Below are 21,082 nucleotides of genomic sequence, written 5' to 3'. Positions count from 1 at the left end.
CCTTCCTTTCCGTCGAGTTTATACGCGACCTCTTGGAAGGCGAAATTTCAGGGGAAGCTCACCCGACAACTGCATGAATCGAGGTGGCCATGCCATGGAACGACTCCCTTTCAGCCTGTTTGCCTTCGCCTCGTGTCGCGCCTTCGGCGAACGAATCGCGGCCCGTCTCGGCGTCACGCTCGCCGCGCACGAGGAACGTCCGTTCGAGGACGGCGAACACAAGACGCGCGCGCTTGTCAGCGTGCGCGGACACGATGTCTACGTCGTGCAGTCGCTGCACGGCGAGCCAGGCAGTTCCGTCAACGACAAGCTGTGCCGGTTGCTGCTGTTCATCGGCGCGTTGAAGGATGCGTCGGCGGCACGCATCTGTGCGGTGACGCCGTACCTGTGCTACTCGCGCAAGGACCGCCGGTCTCAGCCGCGCGATCCGGTCTCCACGCGCTATGTCGCCACGTTGCTCGAAGCGGTGGGCGTCGATCGTGTCGTCACGATCGACATCCACAACATCGCGGCGTTCCAGAACGCGTTTCGCTGCCCGACGGAGCATCTCGAGGCGAACGGCATGCTGGTCGATTGGTTCGCCGCGCAAGCTGGCGAACGGCCGGTCGTGGTCGTATCGCCTGACGCTGGGGGCGTGCGGCGAGCCGAGGATTTCCGTGCCCGGCTGGAAGCGCGCCTCGGGCGCCCGGTCGACGCGGCGTTCGCCGGCAAGCTGCGCAGCGGCGGCATCGTGACACCCAAGCCGATCGTGGGCGAGGTCGCCGGCCGTTGCGCGGTCATCGTCGACGACCTGATCGGCACCGGGACAACATTGGCCCGCACGGCCGAGGATTGCCGCACGCTCGGCGCGCAATCCGTCTACGCGGTCGCGACGCATGGGATGTTCTTTGATGACGCGGCCAATCTGCTCGGCGGCGACGCGCTCGCCGGCATCGCCGTGACCGACACGGTGCCGCCCTAGCCCGTGCCGGCCGGGCCACTCAGGGACAAGCTCGCGATACTCGACAGCGCGCCACTGTTTGCCGAGGCGATTGCGCGTATCCATCGCGGCGGCTCGCTCACGGACCTGCTGCGGCGCTGACGTGGCTTGCCACCCACGTGCGCTCGCAGTCGTCGGCGTGCCGCCGGGCGAGCACGATGTACGTGCTCGCGCGCTCGCGCCAGACCGGCGTCGCCCTGAATGCGGGCTCGCGCAGGTGCCACACGGCAAGCCGCGCGCGCGTCATGGCCCGGCAGCTCTGGTAGAAATGCACGCATCCGTCGTCGACATCGTCGCCACTCGCCGAGTGATAGGCATTGACGAGCGCGTCCGCGAAACCCGATGCGCCGAGACGCTCGCATTCGAGCGCGAGAAAACCGACCTCGTCGGCCGCATCCTGGACTCTCAGTCGTCTGCAGAATTCGAGGCAATCGATGATCGCAACCGGATCGTCGATGCAGACGTGTTCGGGACGCAGATCGCCGTGCCCTTCGACGACATGCCCCTGTCTCGCACGCAGGTCGAAGCGCGCGGCTTCACACACGAGCAACGAGCGCTGCCGCGCACAGAGCGTCCGCACGGTATCGGCTGACTGGCCCGCGAGCGGCTTGCACAACGCGCGTTCATTGGTGTCGATCGTGCAACGCAGCGCTTCTCGATACGCCGCACCGTCGATTCGCGCGGGTGCCAGGGTATGGTAGAACGCACTCAGGCGAGCCGCGATGCGACACGCATCGCCTGCCGTAGCCATGCCGCGCGACAACACGCGGTCGAGCATGCGTGCTGCCGGCAGGCGCCGCATCCGGACCAGCCAGTCGACGATTTCGCCGGGTCCGTCCGCATGCAGGCAACCGCGGGCGTCGACGACGAGCGGCACCACATCGAGATAGACGTCGGCCGCAAGCCGACGGTTCAATCGCACCTCCTCGCAACAGAAGCGATGGCGCGCGGCCAGCGTTCGAAAATCGAGTTGCGGCGCGCGCACGGGCTTCTTGAGCTTCCACGCGTACCGGTCCGTCAGGAATACCCATGACATGTGCGTCTCCACGGCCTCGACCGATCTCGTGCCGTCTGGCCAGGCTGCTGGCTCGCGCAATGCGGCCACCTTGTCGCGCAACGTGATCGCGCGGCCGGCCGGGATATGGGCATCGTTCATGCCGCTTGCTGCCCCGCGTGCGTGTCCGACCTGGCATGCTCCTGCGCGACGAGTGCCGCCAGCGCCGGAGAAATCGCCGGCTGCAGCGGCATGACGGGCGCCAGCGCATGCATCGGATCGGGCAGCGTGGACAGTTCGCGCATTGCGTGAATGCGGCTGTCGCCGAGCGTGGGGGCCGCGAGTCTCGCCCCTCCCATCATGACGGGACGCAACAGCGGGGTTCCGTCGATATGCTCGCCGTCGAGTCCGAGGCAGTCGGCGGCGATTCGCCCGTCCGGGCCGTATTCCCGGAACACCTGCTTGCGGCCGGGCAGCGTGGCCTTGCCTTCCGAGTGTTTGCAGCGCGCACGGCCCGCATACTCGACGAGCTTGTACGCGCAGTCGAGGCACGGTGCGTCCGCCGACGTACTCATCTGCGTGCCGATTCCGAAACCGTCGATCGGCGCGTGCTGGTGGACGAGCTCCCGCAGCCGGATTTCGTCGAGATTGCCGCTCGCGAAGATCGTCGCGTCCGTCAGACCGCCATGGTCGAGAATCGCGCGCACGTTGCGCGCGTGCGCCGCCAGATCGCCGCTGTCGATCCGGACGCCCCTGATGCGCACGTTGTCGGGCGCAAGCTGCCGCGCCAGTTCGACGACCTTGTGCGCCGCGTGCTCCGTATCGTACGTATCGATCAGCAGCAACGCGTTATCCGGCTGCGATCGTGCGAAATGCTCGAACGCGAGCGCTTCGTCGTCGTGCGCCTGGACGTATGAATGCGCCATCGTGCCGTACACGGGAATGTCGTAGCGCAGCCCTGCGAGCAGGGTCGCCGTGCCGTTGAATCCTGCCAGGTAGCTGGCCCGCGCGGACAGCATCGCCGCCTCCGCGCCATGCGCGCGCCGCATGCCGAAGTCGACCAACAACCTGCCATGCGCGACGAGCGTGACGCGTGCGGCCTTGCTTGCAACCAGCGTTGCGTAATGGAGCAGGTTCATCACGCGGCTTTCGACGAACTGCGCCTCGCGAAACGGCGCCGTGATCCGCAGGATCGGTTCCTCGGCGAAGAACACCGTGCCTTCCGGCATCGCGTCGACCGTACCCGTAAAGTGGAAGCCGGCGAGCGACGCGAGGAAATCGTCTCGCAAGCTCCCGGTCGCGGCCAGTCGTTCAACGGCGGCAGCCGGAAAGCGCAGGCCCTCCAGATAGTCGAGCACGGGCGCCAATCCCGCCGCCATCAGGAATGCCCGATGCTCGGGAAGCGCCCGTACGAAGAACTCGAAGCTGGCCATGTCGTTCATTCCGGCATCGAACGCGGCCTGCATCATCGTCAGTTCATACCAATCCGTCAGCAGCACGTCGTCGACGTCAGCGTCCGGCCAGGATCCGTTCATCATGCGCCCTCCCGCGTCGCTCGCGCGCAATCGTGCAGCCGGGACCCGGTCGCTGCGATGCTAACAAGCGTCGCTTCCGTCATTGCGGCGCGGGGCCCGGGGTCGACGGAACCGCGGTCCACACGCCATTGCACGACGCGACATACGGATAGTATCCGCGCGGGTCGTTGCAGTAGTACCACGCACGTGCCGGCGGTAGCCGAGCCGGGGTCGGTGGCGGCCGCTGAACGACGATCGCAGGCGGAATGTAGGTCGGATACGGATACATCGGTTCAGGATAGATGTACCAGTAACCGTCGACGATCCACCACCACGCGTAACGCCCGCCGTGCCAGTCCTGGACCCATCGACCGCGCTGCCACCGCGTACGCTCCCTCGGCGCAAAATGGCGAAAGTCCCGCCCGTGGAAATCCCTGCTGTGGAAATCCTGGCGGGGTACATGCCGCGCATGCTGCGCATGTGCCGGCTGCGTCGGCACGCAGCACGCTGACGCGCACAGCGCGAGAACGCGGCATGCGCATCTGAGCCTGTTCATGGTCGTCTTTCTTCGCGGAGATGCGATCCATCGTATTGAGGCCGTGCCGCGCGGCTTTGACCGGGATCAACGCATGCTGGCGGCCCGGCTGGATGCCGGCGACGCGGCATTCGCAGGGCCCGGGTCATGACGCGCGCGCAGGGTCCGTGTCGCCGTGCTCGCCGGTTCGCATGCAGCGCAGATGACCGTGAGCAACGCCGTCCGTCAGTACGTGAAGGTGTCCGATTTCTTCATTTCGATCCATGTCATACCGCTGCGCAGCCCCTCCAGCGCTGCCTCGCGCTCGGTCGCGAATACCCGGTGATGCGGAAAGACATGCTCGCACTTGCAGTCGGGCGAGCGGATCATCACGTGGACACGGCAGCGGTAGCCGCCGGTCGCAACGCCAACCGTTTCGATCGCCACGGTCCAGTCCGTCTCGTTCAATTCACCGGAAATCGTCATGATTACCCCCTTGCTTGCCGTGCGAGCGCATGCCGCTTCCATCATCGGTTGCGCCACGCCGCGAGGCGCGATGGTGATATCCGGCCCGCCGCCGGAAGATCCATATCGGGCCGACGACGAGGCCCAGGATCGCGGCCCACAGCAGAAGCACGTAGCCGAACAATTGCCAGAACTCACCGACCCGTTGCTGCAGGATCCATGTGCGGTACGACGCGACGTCGCTCGCGGCGTCCGGATACGACGCGCGATAAACGAACAGAGGCAGGCAGACGTCGTGTTCCGGAATCGGTGCTGTCAGCAGCGAGCCGGCCGGCCGAGCGCTCACGCGCCCGCATTCCGGCGCGGTCATGCCGGCCAGGACACCGATGCTCACCGGATGATCGTGGATCGCCCCGAGCCACGTCGTCGCGCTCGACAGCAGTAGGCAGAGACCGATTGCGCCGAGCCACCGGCGTATCCGGTTGCGCGGGCCGGTTTGCCGGCCGCGTATCATGGGTCCGCGCGCGTCCGGAGGGCGCGTCGCACCGGCATTGAGATCGTCGCTGCGCCATACTCGGCGCGACGGAAGCTGGAATCGACCGGATCAGCCACGCTGCTTCTCCTCGAAATACGGCTGGCGGGCCGCCACGAGCCGCAACTCGTCGAGCAGCGCCGCAGCGGCACGCAGCAGATCGTCGAGCGACACAATGCCGACCAGTTCGCCGTCGCCGCCGACGACCGGCAATCGACGGACGCCGTGCTGGCGCATCCGCTTCGCGAGCAGCCAGATGTCGTCGTTGACGTTCGCGGTCGCGACGGGCGCCGACATGATGTCACCGACGAACAGCGAGCCGGCCTGCGCATCGGGGCTGACCACCGTCAGCACGATGTCGCGATCGGTCACCACACCGACCGGCACGCATTGCCCCTCCTGTTCGCGCACGACGATCAGATCGCCGGCGTGCGCGTCGCGCATCATTTCCGCCGCCTCGACGACGGTTGCTTGTGCCGAACACGTGGCAACATCGCGGGTACAGAGCATCGCGGCATTCATGTTCGTTCTCCCGGCCGGGGCGAGGCGGACCATCGATCGATGTCCGCCGCCGCCCGAACCATCATGCAACGGTAAGTTGATCGACCACGTCGCGCACGCCGGGCGCCGACCATGCGGCATCGAAGACAAGCCGCCGTTCGCTCAGCGAGCCCACCTGGCCGGTCAACGTCACGCAACCATCCTGGACGGTAATGCCGACGTGTGCGGCCTCTTCCGTTGCATGCCGAATCAAGGCCGCCTGGATCTTGCCCGCGATGTCGGATTGCGTCGGATGCGGCCGGACATGGATCTCGTTAATGATCCGGGTGACGCCACGCAGCCGCTCGACGGCCCGCTCCGCCTCCTGCATCTGGTAGCTCCACATCACCTCGCCCGACAGCGTCACGCACCCGTTCTCGACGGTCACGTGCACGGCCTGCTCGCCGAGCCCGGCATCCCACTGCAGGAGCGAGCGTGCGGCGACGGCGATGTCCTCGTCCGAGCGGCGCTTGCCGTCGTCCGTCCGCACCCCGAGTTCCAGCACGATGCCACGCACGCCTTCGATACGCTCGACGGCCTTGCGCACGGCGACCTTCTCCAGATAGCTGGAAACGTGTCCGGTCAGCGTCACGATGCGTTCGTGCACTTCCACGCCAATGCGCACCGCATCGATCGACGGATCCCACTCGAGCTCCTGCTCGACGTCCTTCTTCAGCTCGCTGTCGGTTTTCATGGCCATCGACTCCTGTCCGCAATCGATGAAAACAACGGTAATTCCCGCTGCACCGCGTGGAATTGATACAGGTCAGTGCGCGGCGTGGTGCGCGATCGCGGCCGATGTCTCCGCCGCGATCGCGCGAAACGCCGTCATGACGTCGACGTTGCGCCCTTGCCTGGCGCGATCGCGTCTGGCGAGTCGCAACACCATCTGGCGCCCGTCGGCCGACAGGCGGGCGGGCGCCTCGGCAAGCGACGCTGCATCCAGTCGAACGAGACCGCGATCGACGAGGCAGCGCAGGTCGGCGAGATCGCCCTGCTGGCGCCGCGGCTCGCTGGCGAGCACCATCAGGATCGCGATTTCGTGGGGACTCAGCAGCCGGTCGCCGTCGCCGTCGATCGGGTGATGCTGGTGAGGCATGGCAGCCGACACGCTCAGTGCCGATGCTTCGGAACGGGAAATGATCTGGCGATTCGACGTGTTCGTAAACAAGGCGGGCATGATGGTGTCCGTATCATGAACGTGAAGACGCAGAAGGCACGGAACATGTCGGTCGAAGTCGACATGCAAGAAGATGAATATTCGCTCCTGCCGGCCAAGCGTTCTTGATGCAGGTCATCCGGCAGACGCGAGCGATCGAAACGTTCCCCGATTCGTCTGATGCAATGCCGTCGAACCACCGATGCGCACGCCTTGCGAGACCGGGCCGGATTGCTTGCCCGGTCTTCGCGTCGAACTTCTCGTCTCACCGTGCGGCGTGAAATCGCTCGATCCAGTACTCCGAATCATTTTTCATTCACCGAAATATCGGATGAATTCGATGCATTGAGTGAAATCAAGACGAGACCGATATCGGGAATCCAACATGGGTCATGTCAATGCAACGGAGACCCTGCATGAACTGGTACTGCGACGTCGAACGCGAGCTTTCACATATCGAAGGATCCATTCGTCTGCTGGAGCAGACCCGGTCCTACTTCCACAAGCAGACATCCATCACCGACCCCGCGTACTGGCGCGCAAGACTGAATACCGTCAGGCAGACGGCCGAGCGGAACAGGACGCTGCTGCGGCGGACCGATGAGATCCTCGCTCGGCTCGAACGGCTGTGATCGCTACGTGTGGTTCGACGGCGATCGGGGCGACCGCAGGGCCGCCCGTGCTCCGACTTCGACAACCGGATTCCGCGTCAGCGCGCAGCAACGCACGCCCCCGTGCCAACAGGAGGTGAAATGATCTTCGACGACCGCCGGGACGCGGCCAATCAGCTTGCGTCCGTGCTTCAGGCCTACCGTGGCGAACACCCGCTGGTCCTTGCGATACCACGCGGCGCATTGATACTGGGAAGCATCCTCGCAACGCGCCTGCATGGCGATCTCGACGTCGTGCTGGTGCGAAAGTTGCGCGCGCCGTGGCAACCGGAACTCGCGATTGGCGCGATCGACGAATCCGGCTGGTGCTATTTGTCGCGCGATGCCGTGCGTATGGCGATTCCGTCACGCTATCTGGAAGCGGAACAGCAGGAGCAACTTGCCGTGCTTGCGGCACGCAGGATGCACTATGCGCGATTCCGTCCGCCCGTCATCCGGGAAAACCGAATCACGATCGTGGTCGACGACGGCATCGCGACCGGCGCGACCATGATCGCCGCGCTACACGCGGCGCGCATGGGGCGCCCGCGACTGCTCGTTTGCGCGGTACCGGTGGCCTGCGCGCGAGGCCTCGATGAAGTCCGCCCCTATGCCGACGAGGTGGTGTGCATCGAGCAGTCCGACGAAGCCTTCTCGGTCGGCGCGTTCTATCGATCGTTTTCGCAGGTGGATGACGACGAGGCCGTCGCGATACTGGCAGCGGCGTGCCGGTCGCGGGCCGGAGAGGGCACGCTGCCCCGTTGACAGAATGACAGGCAGGCACGCGCGCTGCTGAGGCCACGGTGGCTGATATGCCGAACGGTCCTGACTGCTGCGGTTGACCTCCATCAACGTTCGCGCGCGACATCGCCCATAGATTTCAAGGGAACACGCGGAGCAATTCGTTCCGCCATTCCGGACGCCACTCATGCCAAACGAAACCGAAGCTCGCCGCGCCTTGCTCGTGCATCTGGGCAGCATTCTTCGAACGCTCAGTTGCGTGCTCGAATACGAGCCGGATGACATGACGCTCGATTCGCTGCTGGCCGCACAGCCGATGCTCACGGACATTCCACTGCTGAATCATGTGTTCGCGCACATGACCGTGCGTGAATTCGCGCGCGCCGTCCTCCACGCATACTGCCTGTGGCCGCAGCTGTTGCTCGACGAACCGCTCGATCGCGATGCCCTCGCGGAGCCCGTATGCGCACGGCTGTTCTCCGACAACCCGGGAGGCTGGGCTCGGTATGTCGCGTCGCTCCGTGCCGAGATTCCATGGTTCGGGCAAGGCTTGGGACCGTCATCGTCGTCCGCCCGGCGACCGGCTCGCACATCGCCGATCGTGTGATCGACCGTCCATTCCTAGCTCCGTCACGGGGCGACACCCTGGGGATTCGTCATGCCTACCTTTGTCATGCTTACACGCGTGTCGCCGGACGCAGTCAAGACGCCGGAGAAACTGGCCGAGCTCGAGCATCACGCCGTCCACCGATTGCAGAAGACGTGCGGTCAGATCGAATGGCTGCACAATTTCGCATTGATGGGCCGCTATGATTATCTCGACATTTTCACCGCCCCCGATCTGGACACCGCCTTCAGAATTTCCGCCGGCATGCGCACACTGGGCCATGCGAGCGTCGAAGTCTTCCCCGCCGTAGAGTGGAAAGCGTTCAAGGCGTTGGTGGCCTCGCTCGACTAGGCCGGCCGGCTGCGCCCCCGAGCGGTTCCGTCGCGTTCGACGCGAGCACTGCGAGCGCCGCGCTGCGGCCGAGTTCGAACAGCGCTGAAATCGATGTATCGGAAAAATCGAAGTCGCGCGCGAAAGTGTCCCTGGCTCCGGCGGGGCCATCCAGCGCGATCCTGAAGACCCGTACGGGCGCACGACTCCCCATCAGCCGGATGTATTCCGGGAGTTGTCGCATGCGTGCCGCCGTTTCGGGATCAAGCTGGCTGGTTATACGTTCGACGAGATCGCGAAAGTCGTTCTCGTTTTCCTCGAACCGCAGGTCGTTACGAACCCGATCGGCATAGACGATCTCATCGCGCCGCAGCATGACCTCGATCAGGTTCGACGGCAACGGGCGCGACCCTGAAAATAGATCGACAACAAATACGCGCCCTGCTATCCGCCCGCACCGTTCGATCACGAGATCGAGCGGCGAGTTGCTAATGATGCCGCCGTCCCAGTAAGCGCGGCCATCGATGCGCGTCCACGGCATCGCGGGCGGCAGGCTGCCGCTGGCGAGCGGGTGCTCGGGCGTGATGCGATCGACATAGCTGTCGAAGATGCGCCGTTCCCCGCTTTCCACGTCCACGGCTCCAAGCAGCAGGCGCGTCGCGCTGCCCGCCAGGGCAGCGAAATCGACATGGCGGCGCAGTAGCGCGAGCATTGGTTGCGTGTCGTAGCAGCTCGTCCACCACGGAGCAAAGCCGGACGGCGGAATCCCGTCAGGCCACCAGTGCGGCCGAAGGAAATTCGGAACGCCGAATAGCGCGATATGCCACGCGAGCAACGCATGTCCCGCATAGGCGGACGATGGCACGCCCACTGGACTCCTGATCGACAGTTCGCGCCAGAATGCGTCGAGTGCTTCGGCCGCATGCCCCGGATGGCTCGCGGCGATCGCGCCGTTGAACGCGCCGATCGACACGGCCGCGATCACATCCGGACGGACGCCCCTCGCCTCGAGCGCGGCGATCGCGCCGCTTTCGAATGCGCCGAGCGCACCGCCACCCTGCAGGATCAGGACCGTTTGCGCGGGCAGTTCGCACAGCCGCAATACGTCGTGCGTCGCAGCCTCGACTTGCGCGCCGAGATTGACCCGATGGCGGATTGTCTCCTCGGCGGCGGTCATTTCATCCGCGCGCACACCGATCGAGAACATCGCACGCAGGACATGATGTCTCAGATAGAGCAACGAGTAAGGAGCATGCGGGAATCGGCCCTGTTCGACGATTTCGGTCGCATCGGCAGCGTTGCCGAGGAAGTTGTACGGTACATCGAATACATTTCCGTAGAAAATCGATACATCCCGATAGGGCAAGCGCGCACCGCGCATGTTCCTGGCGGCCAGGCGCCCCTGACGCACCGCGTTGTCCCAGTGCTCGATACGCCTCTGCACACCGAATACCGGATCGCGAAACCGCGCGACGTCGCCGGCCGCATGGACGTCCGGATCCGACGATTGCAGGCATTCGTCGACAAGCACGCCATCCACTGTCGCAATGCCACTGCCCGCGAGAAACCCGCAGTTCGGCTCGACGCCCATGGCGATCACGACGAGGTCGCATTCGATAACGCGGCCGTCGGTGAGCACGGCCGCCTCGATCGATTGCTTTCCGATGAAGCGCTCCACCGTCGTTCCGGTTCGAACGTCAACGCCGTGCGTCGCACACAACCCGGCAAAATGATCGGATAGCCGAACGGAATTCAGCTGTGGCAACAGCCGCTCGCAGCGTTCGACGAGCGTGACCTCCAGACCGCGCTCGCGCAGCGTGGCCGCCGCCTCGATACCCGTGAAGCCGCCGCCCACGACAAGCAGGCGTCGTTTCTGGGCGACGTTGTCGCGAAGCACGAGCGCGTCGTCGAGGTCGTGAAGATGACTGATGCCCGCCAGCGTTGCCCCCGGCACCGCCAGACTGCGCGGAGACGCACCGGTCGCGATCAGCAGCTTGCCGTACTGTACCGCGGAGCCATCCGCCAGCCTGACGACATGCGCGCCGCAGTCTACCGACGCGCCCCTCGCCCCCAGAAGCAGATCGATCCTGCGCATCTCGTAGAACCCCGCCGGGTGTATCGAGATTGCCGCCGGAGCGAGGCTTCCTGCGAGAAATTCCTTCGTCAGCGGCTGTCTCTGATACGGCAGCACGTGTTCGCCGCACAGGATCGCGATGCGAGCGGACGGATCTTCGCGCCGCAACGCATGCGCCGCGGACACGCTGGCAATGCCGCCGCCGACCAGCACATGATCGTAGTCTCGCTTGCCCCCAGACTGCGCCGTCACGTTGCCCGCTCCGCGCTCATGTGCCGTTCACGGGCGGCAAGCCGGCGGGCGATCGAACGCGCAAAACGGGCGAGCTTCCGAGCGGCCAGGCCGCGACCAATATCGCGTCCGGAAATCGCGCACGTCGCGATCGGCCTTTGCCGCGCCACCGCCTGCAGCTGCCCGAATGCCGTGAGGTCGCCGCGCAGGCCCATCGTGCAGAAGAATGCGGTCGCGCGCAGTTCGCTCCCGTGCCGAGCGAGCCAGGTCGAAACCGGCGTCGATGCACGGCCAGCCCAGACCGGCGTGCCTATCACGACCACATCGTATGCCGACGGCGAACAGGCTGTCGGCCGAAGGTCCGCGGCACGATCGCGGATCACGTCCGCGAGCGAACGCAGGAAGCCGACGGCCCCCGTCCGCCGCCGATCGTCAGCTTCCCGCAGCCGTTCGCACTCCGCGCCAAGCTCGGCCGCAAGCCGGCGCGCAACCGCCGCCGTCGTTTCACTGCGCGAGTAGAAGACGACGAGCATGCGTTGAGACGTGTCCATGTTCCGCTCCGTGCATCCGTCCGGGATCCGTAGACGAGCTTATGCACCGGCGATCGGGGCGACGCTGATGCAGGTCAACCCGTCGCCACACGATCCGGCGACAGTAGGCTTGTCCGAATCCCCGGCGGCTTCTCGTCCATGCGCGATGTGGTATGACCTGATTGAACAGCAACGGCGATGGTGGCGTACGTGGGACGCGGCCGCGCGGTTCGCGCGCGGTCTCTGGCCCGGTGTGGCGACGGCGTGTTACGCCGATCTGGTCGAGCCCGTGCTCGACCCGCAGCCCGGTCCGCCGCGGTTCGCGATCAATTCGATCGCCCTGGACGGCCGACGTGTCGACGTCGGCGAGACGATCGTCGCGCACACCCCATTCTGCTCGCTGCGCCGCTTTGCTCGCGCCGGCGCACCGCGCATGATTCTGCTGTGCGCGCCGCTGGCCGGCCATGCGGCCGTGATGATGCGGGAAACGGTCGAGACGCTGCTGGCCGATGGTGACGTCTGCATCACCGACTGGATCGATGCGCGCGACGTACCGCCCGACGCGGGTCGATTCGGCCTCGACGAATACGTGTCGATGCTCGACCGCTTCATCGATACCCTGCTTGCGGACGCGCGTCCGGTGCACGTAGTCGCGGTCTGTCAGGCAACGTTTCCGTCGCTTGGCGCCATCGCGCTGCGCGCGCAACGCGATGCCGCACTGCCGGCGAGCCTGACGTTGATCGGTGGCCCCCTCGATGCCCGCATCAATCCGAGTGCGCTCGGGACCGCGGCTCGCTCGCATTCGCTCGACTGGTGTCGCGCCACACTGATCGATACGGTGCCGCACGGCTTCGCCGGATGCGGGCGTCAGGTATTTCCGGCCTATCTGCAGCGTGCCGAGATCGCGGTCACCTACCCACAACGCTACATGGCGCTGGTCGATGGCTATCGACGAGCGGTATCGAGCGGCGACGCCGACGCACTCGCAACCGCCCGCCGGGCGCTGCGCGAATACCTGACGCTCCTCGACATGTCGGCCGAGTACTTCCTCGATACGGTCGACATCGTCTTCCAGCGAGCATGCCTGGCAACCCGAACGTGGCACGTTCGCGGCCAGCGGGTCGAGCCCGCCGCGCTGCGCTCGATCGTGTTGCTGACCGTTGAAGGTAAATGCAATGCCGTCACCGGTGCCGGCCAGACCCATGCCGCGCTGGCCATGTGCAGCGGGCAAGTAGTCGCTAACACACTGGTACGTCGAGACGATAGCCCCCCGTGTCCGTCACGATGCTTGGGATGAGCCGGGTCGCGCTCAAGCTTTTGCCGAAGATGCGCGACGTACACGCGTAGATAATGGTGATTCATTGCGCGTGATGGCCCCCAGATCTCCGCGAGCAACTGTTCGTGTGTAAGCACCTGTCCTGGAAACTGGGCCAACAGGGCGAGGAGACGATATTCTGTTCGGCTCAAGTGAACCGGCATACCTTCACGTACGACCATGCGCTTACCAAGGTCGACCTCCACACCACCGAAGCAAACGATTCCATTCGACGGAAGCGAGCCCATCGCCTGCCGCCGAAGGTGGGCGTGAATTCGCGCAACGAGTTCGGGGACGCCAAGCGGTTTGGTCAAGTAGTCGTCCGCACCGGTATTGAGTGCGGCGACTTTGTCCGTCTCCCGATTTCGTGATGACAAAATGACCAGCAAGGCGTTCGACCTTCGGCGAATTTCTCGTATCAGATCCAGACCGCCCATATCGGGTACGTCGATATCGACAATCACGAAATCCGGGTGTCGCCGCTCGATATCGGCAAGCCCGCTTGCACCTATGCCCGTCGGGACTACAGCCATTCCGTCCGCTTCGAGCGCCGCACAAACAAAGTGCCGGATACCGGCGTCATTGTCGATCACGACGCCAGTTAGATGTGGTTCGTTCATGTCCGAGGCATATCGCCGTGTCAACGCATGGGCTTCAACTCGTCAAGGGCGAGATTCAACTTCAGCACATTGACTCGCGGCTCCCCCAACACCGCAAGCTGGCGCCCTGATGTGTTTTCGGCGATCAGCCGGTTGACCTCGCCGACGGGCAGGCCGCGCGCTTTCGCAACCCGTTCCGCCTGATAAGCCGCGGCGGCCGGCGTGATGTCCGGGTCAAGGCCGCTGCCCGACGACGTCACGAGGTCGACGGGAATCGGCTTCGAGACGTCAGTTCCCGCCGCCTTGAGGGCATCGATGCGACCTTTGATCTCGTCGGCGAGCGCCGGATTGGTCGGCCCGAGATTCGAACCTGTCGAACCAGACGCGTTATAAGGATTAGGCGTGGTCGCAGAGAGGCGCCCCCAAAAGTAGTGCGCCGCGTCGAATTGCTGACCGATGTGCGCAGAACCGATAGTCTTTCCGTTCTTCGTAAACAGACTGCCGTTCGCCTGCCACGGAAACACCGCCTGCCCGATCGCGGTCACCACAAGCGGATAAATGCCGCCCGTCACCACAGTCAACAGCACGAACAACACGAGTACCGGTCGAATGACTGTTTTCATGATGTATGCCTCTTCAATCCTTCAAGCCCATCCGAACGCGGTCAGGATCATGTCGATCAGCTTGATGAACGGGAACGGCAGCGCGATGCCGCCCAACCCGTAGATCAACAGGTTTCGACGCAGCAGCGACGCCGCGCCGAGCGGACGATACTTCACCCCTTTGAGCGCAAGCGGAATCAGCGCCACGATAATCAACGCATTGAAAATCACCGCCGACAAAATGGCGGATGACGGTGACGTCAGCCGCATCACGTCCAGCACGCGCAGTTGCGGGTAGGTCGTCGCAAACGCCGCGGGAATGATCGCGAAGTACTTCGCGACGTCGTTCGCGATCGAGAACGTCGTCAGCGAGCCGCGCGTCATCAGCATCTGCTTGCCGATCTCGACGACCTCGATCAGCTTGGTCGGATTCGAATCGAGGTCGACCATGTTGCCGGCCTCCTTCGCCGCCTGCGTGCCCGTGTTCATGGCGACGGCGACGTCGGCCTGCGCGAGCGCCGGCGCGTCATTGGTGCCGTCGCCGGTCATCGCGACGAGCCGCCCTTCGGCCTGATGTGCGCGGATCGTGGTCAGTTTCGCTTCCGGCGTCGCTTCCGCCAGAAAATCATCCACCCCCGCCTCCGCAGCGATTGCCGCCGCGGTCAGGCGGTTGTCGCCGGTCACCATGATGGTCTTGATGCCCATCTTGCGCAGCTCGGCGAAGCGCTCCTTGATGCCGCCTTTCACGATGTCCTTCAGTTCAATCGCCCCGAGCGCACGCGCGCGACCATCGTGCAGCTCCGCGACCACGAGCGGCGTGCTGCCGCGCCGCGCAATATCCGTGACGATCTGGTCGATATCGGCAGGAAAACGACCGCCGCGCGCCTCAACGTAGTGCTTGATCGCATCGGCCGCACCCTTGCGGATTTCCCGGTCCGGCAGATCGACCCCGCTCATGCGCGTTTGCGCACTGAAAGCAAGGAAAATCGGATGCAGTGCCGTCATGTCGCGTTGGCGAATATTGAATCGCTGCTTCGCCAGAATGACGATGCTGCGGCCTTCCGGCGTCTCGTCGGAGAGCGACGCCAGTTGCGCCGCATCAGCAAGCGCCTCTTCAGTCGCGTTCATCACCGGAAAGAAGGCGGACGCTTGGCGATTGCCAAGCGTGATCGTGCCGGTCTTGTCGAGCAGCAGCACGTCGACGTCGCCCGCCGCTTCAACTGCGCGGCCTGACGTCGCGATCACGTTCGCCTGCATCATTCGGCTCATTCCGGCTACGCCGATCGCGGACAGCAGGCCACCAATCGTGGTCGGGATCAGGCACACAAGCAGCGCGACGAGCGCGGTAATGGTGACCGCGTGCCCGGCCTTGACCGCTGCAACGGAAAAGATCGAGAACGGCAGCAGTGTGGCAGTCGCCAGCAACAGGACGATCGTCAGCGCGACGAGCAGGATCGTCAGCGCGATCTCGTTCGGTGTCTTCTGGCGCTTCGCGCCTTCGACCATCGCGATCATTCGGTCGAGAAACGCCTCGCCCGGGTTCGCCGTGACCTCCACGACGATCCAGTCGGACAACACACGCGTGCCGCCCGTCACCGACGAAAAGTCACCGCCCGACTCACGAATTACCGGTGCCGATTCACCTGTGATTGCCGACTCGTCGACCGACGCGACGCCTTCAATCACCTCTCCGTCGGCGGGGATCGTGTCTCCGGTCTCGACCAGGACGACGTCCCCCCGGCGAAGATCGCTCGCCGCCATGATGCGGACTGGCGATTTCGGGTGAGGTCCCTCGAGTTTCTTCGCCATCACGTCGTGACGTGCGGCGCGCAGCGATGCCGCCTGAGCTTTCGAGCGACCTTCCGCAAGCGCCTCGGCGAAGTTCGCGAACAGCACCGTGAACCACAGCCACAGCGCGACCGCGAGGATGAAGCCTGCCGGCGCCTCGGCCTCGCCTCGCAGCGCGGCAATCCACAAAATTGTTGTCAGGATGCTGCCGACATACACGGAGAACATCACCGGATTGCGCAGCTGCGTGCGTGGTGCCAGCTTGCGAAATGAATCCACCAGCGCGGGCCGAACGATGGCCAGATCGAACATCGACCGCGCCGCGAGCCGGGCATGGCCGAGGTTGTCTTTCTGATGCGTCGGTTGTTGGGTATCGATAGGCATACGTACCTCGTCATCCGAGACTTCAGTGCCCAGCGACCATCATCAGATGCTCGACGACAGGCCCAAGCGCCAAAGCGGGCACATAGGTGAGCGCGCCGACGAGTATCACCGTGCCGAGCAGCAAGACCACGAACAAGGGTCCGTGCGTCGGGAGCGTGCCGGCGGTGACCGCAATGCGCTTCTTGTCCGCAAGTGAACCTGCGATCGCCAGGACTGGAACGATCGTGCCAAGGCGGCCAAACCACATCACGACGGCGAGCGTCACGTTATAGAAAGGCGTATTGACGGACAGGCCTGCGAACGCGCTGCCGTTGTTGTTGGCCGCCGAGCTGTAGGCGTACAGGATCTCGGAGAAACCATGCGGCCCGGGGTTGGCGATACCCGCCACGCCGGCAGCGGACAATACGCCGACTGACGCGCCGACCAGCACAAGCAACGGCGTCAGCAGCACCGCGATCGACACCATCTTCATCTCATAGGATTCGATCTTTTTGCCGATGTATTCGGGCGTCCGCCCGATCATCAGACCGGCGACGAACACCGCCAGCAGCGCGAAGATGAGCATGCCGTACAGGCCCGATCCGACGCCTCCGTAGAGGGGTAATCGTCCTAATCGTGCATGTATGGACCCGACGCCTTTTGCAAGCCTCTTGTTCGTGATGTCGAAACGGTCTGCATGCATGTATCCGGCTCGCCTGATGGGTCATTGCCGAAGCATGCCCGCAGCCTCGATGAGATCCGCGCACCCTGTCCTTAGCAAAATCGCGGCGCACCTGCAGAGGTCGCCGGCACGAAAAACAGGCTTCAGGATGCTGGTTCAACCAATTTCGTCATCGCTTTGAGAAGCTTCGCAAACCTGCGTGGGTATTCCCTCCCTGCAAGCGGTTTGGGGTTATGCCGCCGCGCTACGAGTCGTATAGATTGTGTCGCTGCTGAGCAGCACCTGGATGACGCGCGCATTCTTGTTGGCCAGTGCGACAGCCGCGCAGTTGTGTCCGCGGCGGGCAATCAATTGTTGCAGCCAGCGGCTTTGTGGATCGGTTTTCGCCACGGCATACCGCAACACCGCCCGTGCGCCGTGGATGAGCAAGGTCCGCAAGTATGTGTCACCGCGCCGACTGATACCGTGTAGCCGAGACTTGCCTCCCGAAGAGTACTGACGTGGCACCAGTCCGAGCCAGGCGGCCAGATGCCGGCCGTTCCTGAATTGCTTGGCGTCGCCGACAGCGGCTACTACGGCGGTGGCGGTGATCGGGCCAATGCCGGGGACTTGCGCGATCTTCTTGCACAACGTGGACTGCTTCATGAAGGACTGAATCGATGTTTCAATCAAGTGAATGCGCTCTTCAATCGTAAGCCGTCAATAAACGACGCCCTACCAATGGTAGGCAGAAGGTCAGATGCTAAGTGTCCGCGTGGACACATGCACTCAGACCGTGATGACAGAGAAACAGGACCTTCGAAGCAGACTGGTGGTTGGCCGCAGACGGGATGGCCGGCGGGAATTTGATGAAGATGCCGTGCGGGAGCTGGTCGAGTTTTGCCTGAGGCCGGGGGTATCGATCGCCCGGGCGGCCATGGACCATGACGTTAATCCGAACCAGTTGCGTCGCTGGATCTCGCGTCATCAGCAGCATACGCTGCAAACACCAATGAGACCGGACCCGCTGGTGATAGACGGCGTATCGATCGACATCCCAGGCCCAGCGCGTCGTGTTCCGGTGAGTGAAGCGCAGGCATTTGTCCCTGTCGTCACCGCGCCATCGACAGTGCCTGCCGTTTCCCCTGTACTGCCACCGGACACGTCGTTGATGGCGCTCTCGTTACATGTGCGCCTGTCGAATGGTGTCGAATTTGATCTTGGCGAGGCGAGCGTCGATGAACTGGCCACGGTGATCCAGATGCTCGGGAGGCTGCCGTGTTCCGGTTCGACGAAGGGCTGAAGGTCTACCTGCATCGCGATCCGGTCGACTTCCGCATGGGCATCAACGGGCTGTCGATCCTGGTCGAACAGGCGATGCGCCTGAACCCAATGACCTCAGCGCTGTTCGTCTTCGGCAATCGCCGTCGCGATCGCATCAAGATTCTCGGCTGGGGCGGCAACGGCTTCTGGTTGCTGCTCAAGCGACTCGAAGCCGATCGCTTCATCTGGCCGAACGGAAGCGACACGATCACGCTCAACGCCGAGCAGTTGCACTGGCTGCTCGACGGAATCGACCTGACCGTGATCCAGAAGCATCCCCAGCGATATTACGCGCGGATGAGCTGAACACTACGCAGGTGGCATGGTCTAATCGGCCATGCCGAATAGCCCCGTCATGTTGAGCGCGGAGGAGTACGAAGCGCTGATTGCCACGAGCGCCGAACGCGATGCGCTGCGCGGTGAGCTTCGACTCGTGACGGCCCAGCGCGATCTGGCCGAAGAGAAGCTGCGGGCCTACAAGCACGAACTGTTCGGTGCCTCTAGCGAGGCGCGCCATGCCGACCAACTCGGCCTGTTCAACGAAGCTGAAGCATTGGCCACCACTACCGATGCGCCCGCGCGCGAGGACGCGCCCGGCACGTCTGTCGCCGCCCACACGCGAGGCAAGCGCGGACGCAAACCACTCGATCCGAACTTGCCGCGCGAGGTCGTGCGGCACGAACTACCCGAGTCTGAACGATTCTGCGCGCACGACGGCTATGCCCTCGTGGAGATCGGCGTCGAGACGAGCGAACAGCTTGACGTGATTCCCGAGCAGGTCCGCGTCGTTCAGCACCAGCGCGTCAAGTACGCGTGCCCGTGCTGTGATCTCGGCATCAAGGTCACGCCGGCGCCAGCGCGTATCATCCCGCGCGGGTTGCTCACGGAATCCGCGCTGGCGTGGATCATCACTGGCAAGTACCAGTACGGTATGCCGCTGTATCGCCAAGCCACGCTGCTGCGTCGCTTCGGCGGCGACATCTCGTCCAACACGCTGGCCGCCAGCGTGGTGCGGGTGGGACTGGCCACGCAGCCGGTGATCAACCTGATGCGCGACGCGCTGCTCGAATCGGACCTGATCTACGGCGACGAGACAACGTTCCAAGTGCTGAAGGAGCCAGGACGCAGGCCGCAGGCGAAGAGTTACCTGTGGGCGCAGGTCAACGGCTCGGGGCCACCAGTACGGATGTTCTCGTACTCGCCGGGGCGCGGCGCCCAGCATGCGCAGAAGCTCTATGCTGGCGTGCAGCCTGGCACCGTGCTGATGACTGACGGGTACGAGCTCTACAACGGAATCGCCCACGATCACCAGCTCGTGCATCTCGGATGCTGGGCACACGTGCGCCGCGGCTTCATCAAGGCCGAGGAGTCGGTGCCGAAGGCGGCACGCTCGCCGGATCTGCTGGCCACGCGCTTCGTCGTGCTGATCGGCAAGCTGTTCGCGGCCGAGGCGCGCAGCGCGAAGTGGAAGTCTGAACGTCGGCAACGACTGCGCGCTCGGTACAGCGCCCGCGTGCTCGCCATCATCGAGCGCATGCTGGTCGAGCATCTGCCGGGCGTCGTGCCGTCGAGTCTGCTCGGCAAGGCATTGCAGTACATGAGCGGACAGTGGCCCAAGCTGGTCCGATACGTCGGTAACGGCAACTGGCCGATCTCGAACAACCTGTGCGAGAACGCGATCCGGCCGTTCGTCGTCGGCCGCAAGGGCTGGCTGTTCTCCGATACTGTCGCTGGCGCGCAGGCCAGCGCCAACCTGTACTCCCTCGTCGAGACGTGCAGGGCGAACGGCGTCGAGCCGTATCGCTATCTGGTCTGGCTGTTCACCAGGTTGCCGCTCGCCGCAACCGCCGACGACTATGCCGCCCTCATGCCATGGAGCATGCCTGCCACTCCCAACCTCTGATGGGCGTCGTTAAAAGACCGCATACCTTCAATCGCATGCAGGTGCTGCAACAGTTCGGTCAACAACGTCTGGCAAAACGACGTCAGCTCGTCGGCGCTCTTGCTCAGCAGTTCAGGAATCGCGCGCTTGAACGCCTCAGGCGAGCGCGAAATCGTCAGTCCTCGCTCGCCGAGCAGGCCGCGCATCTGGTTGATCATCGCAGTGCGGTGGCGCAGCAGGATCGCGCGCATACGATGGGCAGCCTGAATGTCTTGCTGCTCGACCGATTTGACAGTAACGAATCGCATCGCGGGCCGGCTCGCGGCCTCGACGATCGCTTCGGCATCGTTGCGGTCGTTCTTGTTCGTCTTGACGAACGGTGTGACATATTGCGGGCTGATTAGCCGGACCTCAATATCGAGCGACTGAAACCGCCGTGCCCAATGGTGTGCGGTACTGCACGCTTCCATGACGACCATCCCCGGCTGCAGAGCCCGCACTGTCTCAAGTAGCGAGCCGCGCGAGACCTTTGCTCGATGTACCGGCCGGCCGTGCCGGTCGGCACCATGGAGCTGGAAGACCTGTTTCGCGAGATCGATGCCGAGGATGTCGATTTCCATGATGAACTCCACGTATCAGGTTGAGGTCGATAGTGTCCCCCGAAGGGAGGCGTCGGGTCCATACATGCA

19 protein-coding genes and 5 pseudogenes are annotated in these 21,082 nt (G+C 64.2%); 9 read left to right on the top strand and 15 right to left on the bottom strand.

The window, feature by feature from the left end:
- The first annotated feature begins 94 nt into the window (after window positions 1–94).
- Window positions 95–1,081 (top strand): annotated as a pseudogene (locus DM992_RS35675) (ribose-phosphate pyrophosphokinase).
- Here the strand turns inward: DM992_RS35675 and DM992_RS35670 are convergent.
- From DM992_RS35670 to DM992_RS35635, 7 genes are all read right to left on the bottom strand, one after another.
- Window positions 1,059–2,135: a hypothetical protein gene (locus tag DM992_RS35670; protein ID WP_111020935.1), complete on the bottom strand. Its 1,077-nt coding sequence runs from the start codon at window positions 2,133–2,135 to the stop codon at window positions 1,059–1,061. The pseudogene DM992_RS35675 and the gene DM992_RS35670 overlap by 23 nt on opposite strands.
- Window positions 2,132–3,508: a nicotinate phosphoribosyltransferase gene (locus tag DM992_RS35665; protein ID WP_111021611.1), complete on the bottom strand. Its 1,377-nt coding sequence runs from the start codon at window positions 3,506–3,508 to the stop codon at window positions 2,132–2,134. The genes DM992_RS35670 and DM992_RS35665 overlap by 4 nt, the downstream gene beginning before the upstream one ends.
- Before the next feature lie 739 nt (window positions 3,509–4,247).
- Window positions 4,248–4,487 (bottom strand): hypothetical protein, encoded by a 240-nt coding sequence (locus DM992_RS35655; protein ID WP_111020933.1) that lies wholly within the window; start codon window positions 4,485–4,487, stop codon window positions 4,248–4,250.
- Entirely contained in the window at window positions 4,471–4,860 is a 390-nt protein-coding gene (locus DM992_RS35650; RefSeq protein ID WP_343212487.1) for a hypothetical protein, read from the bottom strand. The genes DM992_RS35655 and DM992_RS35650 overlap by 17 nt, the downstream gene beginning before the upstream one ends.
- A 210-nt stretch (window positions 4,861–5,070) precedes the next feature.
- Complete coding sequence (locus tag DM992_RS35645) at window positions 5,071–5,520, bottom strand: CBS domain-containing protein (protein ID WP_111020932.1); 450 nt, start codon at window positions 5,518–5,520, stop codon at window positions 5,071–5,073.
- Between the two features lie 61 nt (window positions 5,521–5,581).
- The gene (locus DM992_RS35640) at window positions 5,582–6,232 is read right to left on the bottom strand and encodes a BON domain-containing protein (RefSeq protein WP_111020931.1); all 651 of its coding nucleotides are present in this window, start codon (window positions 6,230–6,232) and stop codon (window positions 5,582–5,584) included.
- 72 nt (window positions 6,233–6,304) lie between these two features.
- Window positions 6,305–6,718, bottom strand: a complete 414-nt coding sequence (locus DM992_RS35635; RefSeq protein ID WP_111020930.1) for a hypothetical protein — start codon at window positions 6,716–6,718, stop codon at window positions 6,305–6,307.
- A 395-nt stretch (window positions 6,719–7,113) separates the two neighbouring features.
- Between DM992_RS35635 and DM992_RS35630 the strand changes: the two genes are divergently transcribed.
- The 4 genes from DM992_RS35630 to DM992_RS35615 all read left to right on the top strand — a co-directional run bounded on the left by DM992_RS35630 (window position 7,114) and on the right by DM992_RS35615 (window position 9,046).
- Window positions 7,114–7,329, top strand: a complete 216-nt coding sequence (locus tag DM992_RS35630) for a hypothetical protein (protein ID WP_111020929.1) — start codon at window positions 7,114–7,116, stop codon at window positions 7,327–7,329.
- Between the two features lie 120 nt (window positions 7,330–7,449).
- Window positions 7,450–8,112, top strand: a complete 663-nt coding sequence (locus tag DM992_RS35625; RefSeq protein WP_111020928.1) for a phosphoribosyltransferase family protein — start codon at window positions 7,450–7,452, stop codon at window positions 8,110–8,112.
- 163 nt (window positions 8,113–8,275) lie between these two features.
- Complete coding sequence (locus DM992_RS35620) at window positions 8,276–8,695, top strand: hypothetical protein (RefSeq protein WP_111020927.1); 420 nt, start codon at window positions 8,276–8,278, stop codon at window positions 8,693–8,695.
- Between the two features lie 51 nt (window positions 8,696–8,746).
- The gene (locus DM992_RS35615) at window positions 8,747–9,046 is read left to right on the top strand and encodes a GYD domain-containing protein (protein ID WP_111020926.1); all 300 of its coding nucleotides are present in this window, start codon (window positions 8,747–8,749) and stop codon (window positions 9,044–9,046) included.
- On the opposite strand, the gene DM992_RS35610 is transcribed toward DM992_RS35615, so the two are convergent.
- Both DM992_RS35610 and DM992_RS35605 read right to left on the bottom strand, forming a co-directional pair.
- Window positions 9,018–11,351 (bottom strand): FAD-dependent oxidoreductase, encoded by a 2,334-nt coding sequence (locus DM992_RS35610; protein ID WP_111020925.1) that lies wholly within the window; start codon window positions 11,349–11,351, stop codon window positions 9,018–9,020. The genes DM992_RS35615 and DM992_RS35610 overlap by 29 nt on opposite strands.
- A complete protein-coding gene (locus tag DM992_RS35605; protein WP_239511528.1) occupies window positions 11,348–11,863 on the bottom strand; it encodes a flavodoxin domain-containing protein in 516 nt (171 codons plus the stop codon). The genes DM992_RS35610 and DM992_RS35605 overlap by 4 nt, the downstream gene beginning before the upstream one ends.
- A gap of 163 nt (window positions 11,864–12,026) precedes the next feature.
- Between DM992_RS35605 and DM992_RS35600 the strand changes: the two genes are divergently transcribed.
- A complete protein-coding gene (locus tag DM992_RS35600) occupies window positions 12,027–13,157 on the top strand; it encodes a polyhydroxyalkanoate depolymerase (RefSeq protein ID WP_239511534.1) in 1,131 nt (376 codons plus the stop codon).
- Here the strand turns inward: DM992_RS35600 and DM992_RS35595 are convergent.
- From DM992_RS35595 to DM992_RS35575, 5 genes and pseudogenes are all read right to left on the bottom strand, one after another.
- Window positions 13,145–13,795, bottom strand: a pseudogene (locus DM992_RS35595) (response regulator); the annotation flags it as partial. The gene DM992_RS35600 and the pseudogene DM992_RS35595 sit on opposite strands and share 13 nt — an antisense overlap.
- A gap of 20 nt (window positions 13,796–13,815) precedes the next feature.
- Window positions 13,816–14,397 carry a potassium-transporting ATPase subunit KdpC gene (gene kdpC / locus DM992_RS35590; protein WP_111020923.1) on the bottom strand — a complete coding sequence of 194 codons (582 nt, stop codon included), beginning with the start codon at window positions 14,395–14,397 and terminating at the stop codon, window positions 13,816–13,818.
- A 21-nt stretch (window positions 14,398–14,418) separates the two neighbouring features.
- Window positions 14,419–16,476 (bottom strand): potassium-transporting ATPase subunit KdpB, encoded by a 2,058-nt coding sequence (gene kdpB / locus DM992_RS35585; RefSeq protein WP_111021610.1) that lies wholly within the window; start codon window positions 16,474–16,476, stop codon window positions 14,419–14,421.
- Window positions 16,477–16,570: 94 nt separating this feature from the next.
- A pseudogene (locus DM992_RS35580) lies at window positions 16,571–17,146 on the bottom strand (potassium-transporting ATPase subunit KdpA); the annotation flags it as partial.
- 294 nt (window positions 17,147–17,440) lie between these two features.
- Window positions 17,441–17,899 (bottom strand): annotated as a pseudogene (locus DM992_RS35575) (IS110 family transposase); the annotation flags it as partial.
- Window positions 17,900–17,948: 49 nt separating this feature from the next.
- Between DM992_RS35575 and DM992_RS35570 the strand changes: the two are divergent.
- Genes DM992_RS35570 through DM992_RS35560 form a run of 3 tightly spaced genes read left to right on the top strand, consistent with a single transcriptional unit; the run spans window position 17,949 to window position 20,414 of the window.
- Window positions 17,949–18,491: a transposase gene (locus tag DM992_RS35570; RefSeq protein WP_111020922.1), complete on the top strand. Its 543-nt coding sequence runs from the start codon at window positions 17,949–17,951 to the stop codon at window positions 18,489–18,491.
- Window positions 18,467–18,817: an IS66 family insertion sequence element accessory protein TnpB gene (tnpB, locus tag DM992_RS35565; protein WP_017335001.1), complete on the top strand. Its 351-nt coding sequence runs from the start codon at window positions 18,467–18,469 to the stop codon at window positions 18,815–18,817. The genes DM992_RS35570 and tnpB overlap by 25 nt, the downstream gene beginning before the upstream one ends.
- A gap of 31 nt (window positions 18,818–18,848) precedes the next feature.
- Window positions 18,849–20,414, top strand: coding sequence for an IS66 family transposase (locus DM992_RS35560; protein ID WP_111020921.1), 1,566 nt, complete (start codon window positions 18,849–18,851; stop codon window positions 20,412–20,414).
- Between the two features lie 26 nt (window positions 20,415–20,440).
- Here DM992_RS35560 and DM992_RS35555 read toward each other — a convergent pair.
- Window positions 20,441–21,013, bottom strand: a pseudogene (locus DM992_RS35555) (IS110 family transposase); the annotation flags it as partial.
- Between the last annotated feature and the right edge of the window lie 69 nt (window positions 21,014–21,082).

It is taken from the genome of Burkholderia sp. JP2-270 (assembly GCF_003233675.1).
Lineage (GTDB): Bacteria > Pseudomonadota > Gammaproteobacteria > Burkholderiales > Burkholderiaceae > Burkholderia > Burkholderia pyrrocinia_C.
Note: the sequence above shows the minus strand (reverse complement) of the source record. Positions and strands in the feature narration are given on the sequence as shown.

Bases quoted from the DNA above. Each gene is read 5' to 3' on its own strand.
- DM992_RS35670 (WP_111020935.1), bottom strand. From the start codon at position 2,135: ATGAACGATGCCCATATCCCGGCCGGCCGCGCGATCACGTTGCGCGAC.
- DM992_RS35665 (WP_111021611.1), bottom strand. From the start codon at position 3,508: ATGAACGGATCCTGGCCGGACGCTGACGTCGACGACGTGCTGCTGACG.
- DM992_RS35655 (WP_111020933.1), bottom strand. From the start codon at position 4,487: ATGACGATTTCCGGTGAATTGAACGAGACGGACTGGACCGTGGCGATC.
- DM992_RS35645 (WP_111020932.1), bottom strand. From the start codon at position 5,520: ATGAATGCCGCGATGCTCTGTACCCGCGATGTTGCCACGTGTTCGGCA.
- DM992_RS35640 (WP_111020931.1), bottom strand. From the start codon at position 6,232: ATGAAAACCGACAGCGAGCTGAAGAAGGACGTCGAGCAGGAGCTCGAG.
- DM992_RS35635 (WP_111020930.1), bottom strand. From the start codon at position 6,718: ATGCCCGCCTTGTTTACGAACACGTCGAATCGCCAGATCATTTCCCGT.
- DM992_RS35630 (WP_111020929.1), top strand. From the start codon at position 7,114: ATGAACTGGTACTGCGACGTCGAACGCGAGCTTTCACATATCGAAGGA.
- DM992_RS35625 (WP_111020928.1), top strand. From the start codon at position 7,450: ATGATCTTCGACGACCGCCGGGACGCGGCCAATCAGCTTGCGTCCGTG.
- DM992_RS35620 (WP_111020927.1), top strand. From the start codon at position 8,276: ATGCCAAACGAAACCGAAGCTCGCCGCGCCTTGCTCGTGCATCTGGGC.
- DM992_RS35615 (WP_111020926.1), top strand. From the start codon at position 8,747: ATGCCTACCTTTGTCATGCTTACACGCGTGTCGCCGGACGCAGTCAAG.
- DM992_RS35605 (WP_239511528.1), bottom strand. From the start codon at position 11,863: ATGCTCGTCGTCTTCTACTCGCGCAGTGAAACGACGGCGGCGGTTGCG.
- DM992_RS35600 (WP_239511534.1), top strand. From the start codon at position 12,027: ATGTGGTATGACCTGATTGAACAGCAACGGCGATGGTGGCGTACGTGG.
- kdpC (WP_111020923.1), bottom strand. From the start codon at position 14,397: ATGAAAACAGTCATTCGACCGGTACTCGTGTTGTTCGTGCTGTTGACT.
- kdpB (WP_111021610.1), bottom strand. From the start codon at position 16,476: ATGTTCGATCTGGCCATCGTTCGGCCCGCGCTGGTGGATTCATTTCGC.
- DM992_RS35570 (WP_111020922.1), top strand. From the start codon at position 17,949: ATGCTAAGTGTCCGCGTGGACACATGCACTCAGACCGTGATGACAGAG.
- DM992_RS35560 (WP_111020921.1), top strand. From the start codon at position 18,849: ATGCCGAATAGCCCCGTCATGTTGAGCGCGGAGGAGTACGAAGCGCTG.